The organism is Streptomyces nanshensis (assembly GCF_001751255.1).
Classification (GTDB): Bacteria; Actinomycetota; Actinomycetes; order Streptomycetales; family Streptomycetaceae; genus Streptomyces; species Streptomyces nanshensis_A.
Genome location: NZ_LJGW01000087.1, coordinates 312 through 12,248, shown reverse-complemented (window position 1 = coordinate 12,248; position 11,937 = coordinate 312). Strand labels below are relative to the sequence as shown.

11 protein-coding genes are annotated in these 11,937 nt (G+C 73.2%); 8 read left to right on the top strand and 3 right to left on the bottom strand.

Annotated features, from left to right (window positions below):
- Positions 1–126: 126 nt before the first annotated feature.
- Positions 127–996, bottom strand: a complete 870-nt coding sequence (locus AN218_RS04260) for a DMT family transporter (RefSeq protein WP_070015270.1) — start codon at positions 994–996, stop codon at positions 127–129.
- 103 nt (positions 997–1,099) lie between these two features.
- Here AN218_RS04260 and AN218_RS04255 point away from each other — a divergent pair, with 103 nt between their 5' ends.
- A complete protein-coding gene (locus tag AN218_RS04255) occupies positions 1,100–1,672 on the top strand; it encodes a helix-turn-helix domain-containing protein (protein ID WP_070015269.1) in 573 nt (190 codons plus the stop codon).
- Between the two features lie 66 nt (positions 1,673–1,738).
- The gene (locus tag AN218_RS04250) at positions 1,739–2,302 is read left to right on the top strand and encodes a YbaK/EbsC family protein (RefSeq protein ID WP_070015268.1); all 564 of its coding nucleotides are present in this window, start codon (positions 1,739–1,741) and stop codon (positions 2,300–2,302) included.
- A 141-nt stretch (positions 2,303–2,443) separates the two neighbouring features.
- Here the strand turns inward: AN218_RS04250 and AN218_RS04245 are convergent, their stop codons facing one another.
- Both AN218_RS04245 and AN218_RS04240 read right to left on the bottom strand, forming a co-directional pair.
- Positions 2,444–2,938, bottom strand: coding sequence for a GNAT family N-acetyltransferase (locus tag AN218_RS04245; RefSeq protein WP_070015267.1), 495 nt, complete (start codon positions 2,936–2,938; stop codon positions 2,444–2,446).
- 34 nt (positions 2,939–2,972) lie between these two features.
- Complete coding sequence (locus tag AN218_RS04240) at positions 2,973–3,428, bottom strand: CoA-binding protein (protein ID WP_070015266.1); 456 nt, start codon at positions 3,426–3,428, stop codon at positions 2,973–2,975.
- A 112-nt stretch (positions 3,429–3,540) separates the two neighbouring features.
- On the opposite strand from AN218_RS04240, the gene AN218_RS04235 reads away from it, so the two are divergent.
- From AN218_RS04235 to AN218_RS04210, 6 genes are all read left to right on the top strand, one after another.
- Positions 3,541–4,167 (top strand): YigZ family protein, encoded by a 627-nt coding sequence (locus tag AN218_RS04235; RefSeq protein WP_070015265.1) that lies wholly within the window; start codon positions 3,541–3,543, stop codon positions 4,165–4,167.
- A 325-nt stretch (positions 4,168–4,492) separates the two neighbouring features.
- Positions 4,493–6,163 (top strand): MFS transporter, encoded by a 1,671-nt coding sequence (locus tag AN218_RS04230; protein ID WP_079131803.1) that lies wholly within the window; start codon positions 4,493–4,495, stop codon positions 6,161–6,163.
- 333 nt (positions 6,164–6,496) lie between these two features.
- Positions 6,497–8,341 carry an asparagine synthase (glutamine-hydrolyzing) gene (gene asnB / locus AN218_RS04225; RefSeq protein ID WP_070015264.1) on the top strand — a complete coding sequence of 615 codons (1,845 nt, stop codon included), beginning with the start codon at positions 6,497–6,499 and terminating at the stop codon, positions 8,339–8,341.
- A 117-nt stretch (positions 8,342–8,458) separates the two neighbouring features.
- Positions 8,459–9,322 carry an SDR family NAD(P)-dependent oxidoreductase gene (locus AN218_RS04220; RefSeq protein ID WP_070015263.1) on the top strand — a complete coding sequence of 288 codons (864 nt, stop codon included), beginning with the start codon at positions 8,459–8,461 and terminating at the stop codon, positions 9,320–9,322.
- A 358-nt stretch (positions 9,323–9,680) separates the two neighbouring features.
- Entirely contained in the window at positions 9,681–10,994 is a 1,314-nt protein-coding gene (locus AN218_RS04215; protein WP_079131802.1) for an exonuclease SbcCD subunit D, read from the top strand.
- On the top strand, positions 10,991–11,937 hold a 947-nt coding region (locus AN218_RS04210; protein ID WP_141747453.1), incomplete at its 3' end, for an AAA family ATPase. The genes AN218_RS04215 and AN218_RS04210, both read left to right, overlap by 4 nt.

Genomic DNA, 11,937 nt, shown 5'->3' with positions numbered 1-11,937 from the left:
CCCCGGCGCCCGAGCCCGTACCGGACGGTGTGACGCCCGCCCAGCTCCGCGCGGCGTCCGAACTGGCCGCGGCGGAGGGGGAGTAGGGCCCGTACGGACGGACGGATCGCCGCCCCGGCCCGGCGTTCAGGTCGAGGCCAGCAGCACCGTGCCGATCAGCGCCAGCCCCGCCCCGGCCGTCTGCACCGCGCGCAGCCGCTCGTGCAGCACCCCGCGCGCCGCGAGCGCGGTGACGACGGGGTAGAGCGAGGCGAGCACCGCGGCTGTGGTCACCGGTCCGTACCGCGTCGCCAGCATGTACGTGCCGTTGGCCGCGACGTCCGCGAGACCGACGAAGGCCAGCGCGGGCAGCGCCGCGACGAGGGCGCGCATCCCCGTGTCCGGCGGCAGCGCCGGAGTCCCGCGCCGCACCTGGACGTACAGGGCGGCGCCGCCCACCGCGACGTTGCACACGCGCTGCACGAACAGTGCGAGGAAGAGGCCCGCCATGGTGCCTGTCTCCGCGTGCTCGATCAGCGCCATCACCGCGCCGAAGCCGAGCGCCGAGACGAGCGTGAGGGCGATCGTCTGCCGCTGCACCGGGGCGCCGCGCAGCTCGGGGCCGCCCGCGAGCACGACGCCCGCCACCGCGACCGTGATGCCCGCGGCCTGGACCCAGCCGGGACGTTCGCCCAGGGCCAGGCCGGCGCCCACCGGGACGACGACGGCGAGGGAGGCCAGCGGCGAGACCACGCCCATCGGGCCCTGCGCGAGCGCCTTGTAGAAGGCGAGCATCGCCACCGGCCCGACGAGTCCGGCCGCCGCCGCGAACCACAACTGCCCGCCCCACGCGCTCCATCCGCCGGTCGCGACGACGATCGCGCCGAGCACCGCAGCCGCCAGCGTCTGCGAGACCACGACGACGGTCAGGGCCGGCATGCGCCGCGTGAGCAGCCCGCCCCCGAAGTCGGCGAAGCCCCACATCAGGCTGGTGACCAGGGCCATGGCAGCGGTCATCGAAGCACCCCGCAGTACAGTGACGTGAACGAACAGGTACAGCTCACCGTAGTTAAGCGTGATGAACGCTGCAATTCAAAATATTGGACGGTGCACGGAGCCCGTGACGGACCTCGACCACCTCACGCAGTCCCTGGCCCGCAACCTCAAGCGCCACCGCCAGGAACGCGGCTACACCCTCGACGCCCTCGCCGCCCGCGCGGGCGTGAGCCGGGGCATGCTCATCCAGATCGAGCAGGGACGTACGAACCCCAGCGTGGGCACGGTCGTCAAGGTCGGCGACGCCCTCGGCGTGAGCATCACGACCCTGCTCGACTTCGACCAGGAGCCGAAGGTCCGCGTCGTACCGCCCGAGCAGGCCGTGCGGCTGTGGTCCACCGAGGCCGGCAGCCACAGCACGCTGCTCGCCGGAGCGGAGGCGCCCGGTCCGCTGGAGCTGTGGTCGTGGCGGCTGATGCCCGGCGACGGCAGCAGCTCCGACGCGCACCCCGCGGGCACCACCGAGCTGGTGCACGTACGCGAGGGACGGCTGACCCTCAGCGTCGACGGCGCGGACCACGAGGTGCCCGCGGGGACCTCCGCGTCCTTCGAGGCCAACGTGGCGCACGGCTACCGCAACGACGGCGGCGAACCGGTCGAGATGACCATGGCCGTCTCCGTGCCCGCACCCCGCTGACCTGCGGTCGCCGGGGCGTTACGGGCCGCTGCCGTGCGCTGTCCGCGCCGGTGTAGCGTGCGGCGCATGCGCGCACCCATCGGAGACTTCGACTCGGCCGTCCCCGCCGCACAGGCCGCCGACTTCGCCGGCCCGGCGGCCGAGGCGATCCGTGCCTGGACGGGCGCGGTCCCCGCCGACCAGCTCCTGTACGTCGACACCGATCCCGCCAAGGCGGACACGGCCGTCTTCGTCGAGCACTACGGGGGCGACGCCCGCGACGAGCTGTACGCCGCCTCCGTCAACTGCGTCGTCGTCGCGGCCAAGCGGGGCGGCGAGCGCACCCTCGCCGCGTGCCTCGTGCCCTCCGCGGCGCGGCTCGACGTGAACGGCGTCGTGCGCAGGCAACTCGGCGCGCGCAAGGCCTCGTTCGCGCCGACGGAGACCGCCGTCGAGGAGACCGGCATGGAGTACGGCGGCATCACGCCGATCGGTCTCCCGGAGGGCTGGCCCGTCCTGGTCGACGCGGCCGCCGCCGAACTGCCGTGGGCGCTCATCGGCAGCGGACGGCGCCGCGGCAAGCTCATCGTCCCCGGCAAGGCGCTGGCCGGACTGCCGGGCGCGGTCGTGCTGGAGGGGCTGGGCGCCTGAGCTGTACGGGCGGGGCCGTGCGTGGCCCCGCGCTCCGTACGGACGTCGACTCCTGTACGAACGTCGACTCCCGTCCGTACGGCGGCTCCTGGGCGTACGGACGCGTCGGCTTCGTACGGCCGGTGCCCGCCGGGCGCGCTGTCAGCCGCGGCGCGAGAGGTCGAGGGAGAGCGCGATCGAGTGCTCGGCGAAGCCCATCGAGCGGTAGAGACGCTCGGCGTCCGCGCTCGCGTGCAGATCGACCCGCGTCACGCCCCGCGCGGCGAACCACTCCAGCAGGGCCTCCGTCGTCGCACGGGCCAGGCCGCGTCCCCGGTACCGCTCGTCCGTGCACACGTTGAAGACGAACCCGAAGCGTCCGGAGGGATGCCCCGGTGCGGGCAGCCGCTCCTCGGCGGTGCCCACCGCGCAGGCCGCCAGATGCGGCGGACCCGGCCCGTCGCCGTCCACGACGAACGCGCCCATGCCGCCGCCGTCCGCGTCCCGGGGGCGCAGCAGCATGCGGCGGACCGTCGCCTCGGCGTCGCGCTCCCAGGGGCCCGGCTCGTCCCGTCCGTGCATGCCGAGGAACATCAGCCGCCGCAGCCTGACGAGTTCGGGCGCGTCGTCGGGGACCGCCCAGCGCGTCCTGATCATGACGAGGCACCGTAGCGGCGGCCCGGGGTGCGGCTCATCCCAGTTTCGGGATCTCGATCGCCGGACAGCGGTCCATGACCATCTCCAGCCCTGCCGCCCGCGTGCGCTCGTACGCCTGCTCGTCGACCACTCCGAGCTGGAACCACACCGCCTTCGCTCCGGCCGTCACGGCCTCGTCGGCGACGGCGCCGGCCAGTTCGGAGTTGACGAAGACGTCCACGACGTCGACGGGGAAGGGGATGTCGGCGAGGCGTGCGTAGCCCTGCTCGCCGTGGACCGTCTCCGCCGTGGGATGCACCGGGACGACGCGCTTGCCGAAGCGCTGGAGAACCTGCGCGACGCCGTACGCCGCACGCGACCGGTTCGAGGACAGGCCCACCACCGCCCAGGTGTCGCCCGACTCCGTCAGGATCCTGCGGACCGTCCCGGACTCCGCGTCCCCGCCCGTGTCTGCGCCGCTGCCCTTGTTCCTGTCCTTGTACCTGTTCATGCAGGTCTCAACGCGCGGCGCGGGGCCGCACATTCCGGCTCCGCCGCGGTGGCGCCGTGATCATGAGGGACGGCCGTGACGGTGGCCGCGGGCGCCCGCGTAGGGTGCCGGTATGCCGGAGCAGTACGTCACCGTCGCCGGGGAGGGCGAGCACGAGACCGAGGTCAGCCGCTCGCGCTTCGTGTGCGCTCTGGCTCCCGCGGCCACCGAGGAGGAGGCCCGGGCGTTCATCGCGCGGATCCGCGCACGGCACCCGGGCGCGACCCACAACTGCTCGGCGTACGTCATCGGCGCGGACGCCGCCGTACAGAAGTCGGACGACGACGGGGAGCCCGGCGGCACCGCCGGTCTGCCCATGCTCCAGATGCTGCTGCGCCGCGAGATCCGCTGCGCGGTCGCCGTCGTCACGCGCTACTTCGGCGGTACGAAGCTCGGGGCGGGCGGGCTGATCCGCGCGTACGGCGGCGCGGTGGGGCAGGCGCTGGACGCGGTGGGCACCCGCGTACGGCGGCGCTACCGGCTGGTGACCGTCACCGCCGACCACCAGCGGGCGGGCAGGCTGGAGAACGACCTGCGCTCGGGCGGCCGTTCGGTGCGCGGGGTGACGTACGGGGCACAGGTGACCATCGAACTCGGGCTGCCCGAAGGGGAGATCGACGGCTTCCGGGCCTGGCTCGCGGAGAGCACCGCGGGCACGGCCGGGCTGACGGTCGGCGACGAGGACTACGTCGAGGGCTGACGGCACACCGGCGGCACACCGGCACACCGGGACGAGGGTCGATGACGGGGCCGGCGACCTCTGACGCGGGGGCCGGGTGGCCAGGGCCGAGGGTCGGCCGATCTTTTGCGGGCATCGGAATCCGCACATAACGTGACGAAGGGACGGGGCTCCTGGTTGGGCAGGGGTCGATGGGGCCGGCAGAGGTCAGATGACAGATTTCAGATTTTGTCATCCGATACTCGTCAGCCGTCAGCCGTCAGCCGTCAGCCGTCAGCCGTCAGCCGTCAGCCGCCACCGTCATCTGTCGTCCGCCGCCAGCCGCGTGGAGCCGGGAGGTCCGCCGATGCCCTCCAGCCCGGACGGTCCCCCTCCCTCCGGCCCGTCGTCGTCCTCCGGTCCCTCGTCTCCGGACGAACCCTCCGGGCCGTCCTCCTCCGGTACGGCAGGAGACGGCGGCCAGGGCGGAGAGGAGCACACGCCGCATCCCTGGATCGCGTTGACGGTCATCGGACTGGCGCAGCTCATGGTCGTCCTCGACGCCACGATCGTGAACATCGCCCTGCCCTCCGCCCAGCGGGACCTGGGCTTCTCCAACGACGGCCGCCAGTGGGTCATCACCGCCTACACCCTGGCCTTCGGCAGTCTGCTGCTGCTCGGCGGCCGGCTGGCCGACCTGATCGGCCGCCGCCGTACGTTCGTGATCGGACTGCTCGGCTTCGGCGTCGCCTCCGCCCTCGGCGGGGCGGCGGGCAGCTTCAAGGCACTCGTGGCGGCCCGTGCGTTCCAGGGCATGTTCGGGGCGCTGCTCGCCCCCTCCGCGCTCTCCCTGCTGACGACGACCTTCACCCAACCCCGCGCGCGTTCCCGCGCGTTCGGCATCTTCGGCGCCATCGCGGGCTCGGGCGGCGCCGTCGGGCTGCTGCTCGGCGGTGTGCTCACGGAGCATCTGAGCTGGCGCTGGACGCTGTACGTCAACATCGTCATCGCCGTCATCGCCGTGATCTGCGGCATGGCGATCCTGCCGCCGCACCGCCCGACCAAGCGCCCGCGTCTGGACCTGCCCGGGACGTTCCTGGTGGCCGGCGGGCTGTTCTGCCTGGTCTACGGCTTCTCCAGCGCCGACACCGAGAACTGGGGCGACTGGCGGTGCTGGGGCGCGCTGATCGTCAGCGGCGTCCTGCTCGCAGGCTTCGTCGCCCACGAGGCACGTACGGACAACCCGCTGCTGCCGCCACGCGTCGTACGGGACCGCAACCGCGCCGCGTCCTTCTTCAGCGTCTTCATCGCGGGCGCCGGCATGTTCGGGGTCTTCCTCTTCCTCACGTACTACTTGCAACGCACGCTCGACTACACCCCCGTGAAGACCGGTCTGGCGTTCCTGCCGATGATCGGAGCGCTGATGGTGACGGCCCAGCTCTCCACGAACGTACTGATCCCCAGGATCGGCCCGAAGCCGGTCGTGCCGTCCGGGATGGGACTCGCGGCGGCCGGGCTCATCTGGCTCACCGGGCTGAATCTGCACAGCAGTTACGCCCCGCACGTACTGCCCCCGCTGCTGGTGATGGGCGTGGGGCTGGGTCTGGTGATGCCGTCGGCGATCAGCCTGGCCACGCTGGGCGTCGTCAAGCGGGACCAGGGTGTGGCCTCGGCGACCGTCAACACGATGCAGCAGGTGGGCGGTTCGGTCGGCACCGCGCTGTTCAACACGGTGGCGGCGCACGCCGTCACGGACTATGTGCGGACGCATCCGCGCACCCCGGATCTGGTCGCGCGGGCGAACGTGCACAGTTACGCCGTGGCCTACTGGTGCGCCACGGGGTTCTTCGCGGCAGGGCTCCTCGTCACGGTGCTGCTCTATCAGCGCGGCAGACCACGCGATCTGGCGGTCGGCAGGACGACGGGCGGGGACGGCGGGCCGGGCGGCGACTCCGGGTCGGATGCCGATTCCGGTGCCGGTACGGATTCGAGCGCCGGCGCCGGCACTGGCACCGGGGCACGTTCCCGGGGCGGCTGAACGCCCGCGCGTCCGGCGCCGGTTCCCGCCGTTCGTCCCCACCGTCCGTACCCGCCCTGCCCGTTCGCGCCCCGCTCGTACCCGCCCTGCCCGTAACCACCACGCGCCGCCCGTTCGCGCCACTCACCGCCGGCCCCCGGCCCCGTCGCCGCGCGCCCCCGCCGACTCCCGTGCTGATCACGCCGGTTGGCCCCCGCGGCCGGAAACGCACTGTCCAGCGGGCCGTCAAGTTGACCCAGGCGACGGAAAGGGCTGACCCTGGCGGAGGTAGTTGCCCAATACAACTGTTTGGTCCGGGTCGGCAGCGTCGCCGGCCCGGAGTGGGGAGTAAGCATGTGCGGAATCGCCGGCTGGGTCTCGTTCGACCGCGACCTGACGCGTGAGCGCGAGACCGTCGAGGCGATGACGGAGACCATGGCCTGCCGCGGCCCCGACGACAGCGGCACCTGGATCGCGGGCCCCGCCGCCCTGGGACACCGGCGGCTCGCCGTCATCGACCTCCCCGGCGGGCGCCAGCCCATGAGCGCCGAGGCGTCCTCGGGCTGCACGGCGGCCCTGGTGTACTCGGGGGAGTCCTACAACTACGAGGAGCTGCGCGCCGAACTGCGCACCCGCGGCCATCGGTTCACCACCGCCTCCGACACCGAAGTCGTCCTGCACGGTTACCTCGAGTGGGGCGAGGCGGTCGCCGAACGCCTCAACGGCATGTACGCGTTCGCGATCTGGGACGAGCGCGAGCGCAAACTCGTCCTGATCCGCGACCGCATGGGCATCAAGCCGCTCTACTACTACCCGACCGACGACGGCGTGCTCTTCGGCTCCGAGCCCAAGGCGATCCTCGCCAACCCGCTCGCCCGCCGCCGCGTCGGTGCCGACGGACTGCGCGAGCTGTTCACGTTCATCAAGACGCCCGGGCACGCGATCTGGGACGGCATGCGCGAGGTCGAGCCCGGCACCGTCGTGACGGTCGGCCACGGCGGGGTCCGCACCACGCGCTACTGGTCGCTGGAGACCAGGCCGCACACGGACGACAAGGACGCCACCGTCGCCCGCGTACGGGAGCTGCTCGACGACATCGTCGGCCGTCAGCTCGTCGCCGACGTACCGCGCTGCACACTGCTCTCCGGCGGCCTCGACTCCTCCGCCCTGACCGGGCTCGCCGCACAGCAGTTGGCGGCCGAGGGGCAGAGCGTGCGCAGCTTCGCGGTCGACTTCGTCGGCCACACCGAGAACTTCGTCGCCGACGCCCTCCGCGACACCCCGGACGGGCCGTTCGTGCACGACGTCGCCCGCACCGCGCAGACCCGCCACGAGGACATCGTCCTCGGCTCCGGCGAACTCGCCGACATGGAGCTGCGCTCGAAGATGGTGCGCGCCCGCGACCTGCCGATGGGCTTCGGCGACCTCGACACCTCCCTGTATCTGCTGTTCAAGGCGATACGCGGGCAGTCGACGGTGGCGCTGTCCGGGGAGTCGGCCGACGAAGTCTTCGGCGGCTACAAGCAGTTCTTCGACCCGAGGGCGCAGCAGTCCGACGAGTTCCCCTGGCTGGTGGGGCTGCGGGAGATGCGGGGCAAGCACGGCGACTTCTTCACCGACGAGGCCCGCAAGGCCCTCGACCTGGAGACTTACACCCAGGACGGCTACGACGCCGCCGTCTCCGGCATCCAACGCCTGGAGGGGGAGAGCGACTTCGAGTTCCGCATGCGCAAGATCTGCCACCTCCACCTCACCCGCTTCGTCCGCGTACTGCTGGACCGCAAGGACCGCGCGAGCATGGCCGTCGGCCTGGAGGTACGCGTCCCGTTCTGCGACCACCGGCTCGTGGAGTACGTCTACAACACTCCGTGGAGCCTGAAGTCCTTCGACGGCAGGGAGAAGAGCCTGCTGCGCGAGGCCACCGCGGACGTGCTGCCGACCTCGGTCTACGACCGCGTCAAGAGCCCGTACCCCTCGACGCAGGACCCCGGTTACGTCGCCGCCGTGCAGAAGGCCGCGGCGGACGTGCTGGCCACGCCCTCGCACCCCGTCTTCGAACTCGTCAGCCGCGACTGGCTGCGGCAGGCGGTCGAGGCCGGCAGCGAGGGCATCGACCCGGGACGCCGGCAGGGGCTGGAGCGCACCCTCGACCTGGTCGTATGGATGGACATGTACGCGCCTGCCCTTACGCTCTCCTGAGCGCACCGCCGCGGGCGTGCCGCTCCCGCACCCCGGCCCGGCCTCCGGGTTCGGAGTGCGGCGCGGCGCCCCGCGGCGGGCCCGGCAGGCACACGTACGACGGACGGCAGGGCGGCCATGGCTCAGCAAGTGACGACCTCCGAGGGCGAGTTCGGCGGCCGGACCGCCGTGGTGACCGGAGGCGCCTCCGGCATCGGACTGGCGGTGGCGCGCGAACTGGCCCGCAGGGGCGCGCGGGTGTGCGTCCTGGACGTCTCCGCCGCCGCGCTCGGCGGACTGCCGGACGGCATCGAGGGCCTGCCCTGCGACGTGACCGACCGGGAGTCGGTGAACGCCGCGCTGCGCGGCGTCGAGGAGCGCTTCGGACGGCTGGACGTCCTGGTCAACAACGCCGGCATAGGCGCCCAGGGCACCGTCGAGGACAACGGCGACGAGGAGTGGCACCGCGTCCTGGACGTGAACGTGACGGGCATGGCCCGCGTCTCCGCCGCGGCGCTCCCGCTGCTGCGCCGTACGGCCGCCGAACCGGAAGAGTCCGCCGCCGGAGACGGGACGGGCGACGCCGCGGCGCCCGGTGCCGCACCCCGCAACCGGGGCGTCGCCGTCGTCAACACCTGTTCCGTGGCGGCGACATGCGGACTTCCGCAGCGTGCCCTCTACTCCGCCAGCAAGGGCGCCGTGCTCGCCCTCACCCGTGCGATGGCCGCCGACCATATCCGCGAGGGCATCCGCGTCAACTGCGTCAGCCCGGGAACGGCCGACACCCCCTGGATCGGCAGGCTGCTGGCCGCCGCACCCGATCCGGCGGCCGAGCGTGCCGCGCTGGAGGCGCGGCAGCCGACGGGCCGGCTGGTCTCCGCGGAGGAGGTCGCCGCGGCCGTCTGCTATCTGGCCGGTCCCGCGGCCGGTGCCACGACGGGCATCGAACTCCCCGTCGACGGCGGCATGCAGGGGCTGCGACTGCGGCCCGCCGCCGACTGAACCCCTGCCGATCCCGGCTGAATTCCCCGCTGGATCCCGGCGGTTGGGCGTGCGGTCCTCGTAGGGCCCGGTGGCGACTGCTCCAGCCAGGCTCCGCGTCCCCGAGGGCCCTCAACCGCCCCCGCCCGAGGCCCCGTTCGGGCGGACCGACGCCGACGGGCCGTCATCCGCCGCCCCCGCTGGCGCGGTTGTGCGTGTACGCGCCCGGCGGGCCGATTCCCGCGTTGTCAGCGCCTGCTGATAGACCAGTCGGTGATCAGAGGGCCGGGACATGACGCCGGATACGACGGTGGTGTGACGGGCCCGACGGACGGGACGAGAGACGACCGGGAGCGCGCGTGCGGGTGGGAGCGGTGCTGTGAGATTGCTGCACACGTCGGACTGGCATCTGGGCCGGAGCTTCCACCGCGTCAGCATGCTCGACGCCCAGCGGGACTTCCTCCGCCATCTGCTGGACACCGTCGAGGAGGAGGGAGTCGAGGCCGTTCTCGTCGCGGGCGACGTCTACGACCGCGCGGTGCCCCCGCTGGCGGCCGTCGAACTCTTCGACGAGGCCCTGCACCGGCTCGCGGAGCAGGGCGTGCCCACCGTCATGATCTCCGGCAACCACGACTCGGCCCGTCGCCTGGGCGTCGGCTCGGGCCTGATGGAACACGCCGGGGTGCATCTGCGTACGGACCCGGAGGGCTGCGGCACCCCGGTGCTGCTCTCCGACGCGCACGGCGAGGTCGCCTGCTACGGGCTGCCGTATCTCGAACCGGCCCTGGTCTCCGCGCAGTTGGGCGCCGTGCCGGAGGCTGGGCGGGCCGATCGCGGCACCGGCGGCGGCGCCCGTGCGGCGGGCCATACGGACGTGCTGCGGGCCGCGATGGACCGCGTACGGGCCGATCTCGCGGAGCGCCCGTCCACCACCCGTTCCGTGGTGCTCGCGCACGCCTTCGTGCACGGCGGCGAGTCCTCGGACAGCGAACGCGACATCACCGTCGGGGGAGTGGCGTCCGTACCGGCGTCGGTCTTCGACGGCGCCGACTACGCGGCACTCGGGCATCTGCACGGCTGTCAGACGGTCAACGAGCGTGTGCGGTACTCGGGTTCGCCGCTCGCCTACTCCTTCTCCGAGGCCGCGCACCGCAAGTCCATGTGGCTCGTCGACCTCGGCGCGGACGGCGGCGTCGCGGCGCGGCGCCTCGACTGCCCCGTCCCACGGCCCCTCGCCCGGCTGCGCGGCACCCTGGAGGAGCTGTTGCAGGACGCGGTCCACGCTCCGCACGAGCAGGCGTGGGTCGAGGCCACGCTGACCGACGCCGCCCGGCCGTACGCACCGATGGCCCGGCTGTCCGAACGCTTCCCGCACATCGTCAGCCTCGTCTTCGAACCCGCGGCGCCGGAACGCGAGGGCGTCCGACTCTCGTACGCACGGCGGCTGAAGGGCCGCAGCGACCAGGAGATCGCGGAGGACTTCGTGGGCCATGTCCGTACGGGACGGGCCGCCGACAGCGCCGAGCGCCGCATGCTCGGCGAGGCACTGGAGGCGGCACGTGCCGAGGACGCGGCGGAGGCGGGCGCGCGCAGGCACGACGGGTACGACGACCAAGCGGCGGTCCGGGACTCCCCGCCGGCCCCGGGTGACCGTGCAGCCGGTGCGTCCGGCGCGGCGGAGGTGCGCCGATGAGGCTGCACGGTCTGACCGTCACCGCCTTCGGGCCCTTCGCCGGCACCCAGCACGTCGACTTCGACACCCTCTCCGCCGCCGGGCTCTTCCTGCTCCACGGCCAGACGGGCGCGGGCAAGACCTCCGTCCTCGACGCCGTGTGCTTCGCCCTCTACGGCGCGGTCCCCGGCGCACGTCAGCAGCCCGGCGGCACCCTGCGCAGCGACCACGCGGCGCCCGGCACCCTGACCGAGGTCGTGCTCGAACTCACCGTCGCAGGGCGGCGCTTGGAGATCACCCGCCGTCCCGAACAGAGCCGCCCCAAGCGGCGGGGCAGCGGCAGCACACGGGAACGTGCCCAGACATGGCTGCGCGAGTGGGACCACGGCGCAGGGGAGTGGCGCGGGGTGAGCCGCTCCCACCAGGAGATCGGCGAGGAGATCGCACAGCTCACGGGCATGAACCGGGACCAGTTCTGCCAGGTCGTGCTGCTGCCGCAGGGCGACTTCGCCCGCTTTCTGCGCGCGAGCGCGGAGGACCGCGCGAAGCTGCTCGGCCGCCTCTTCGACACCGGCCGCTTCGCCGCCGCCGAGGAACAGCTCGCCCGGATGCGCCGCGGCGCCCAGGACGAGGTACGCGCAGGGGACGAGGTGCTGCTGGGCCTGCTGCACCGGATGCGGCAGGCGCTCGGCACGGGCGGCGGCCTGGACCGGCTGCCGGAGCCGGGCACGGTGCTGAACGGCCACCGTGACGGGAACGGAAACGAAGACGGTGACGCCAACGGCCCCGCCGGCACCGGCGGTTCGGCCGACCGCTCCACGCCCGGCACCGGTGACCCGGCCGACGGCCCCGCCGGCTCTTCCGGTTCCGACGGCTCCTCCGCGTCCGGACGTCCCGGCCGCCGTGCCCGCAACGGCACCGGCGCCCGGCGTGTGCCCCGCAGCCGTACCGCCGACGAGGCGGC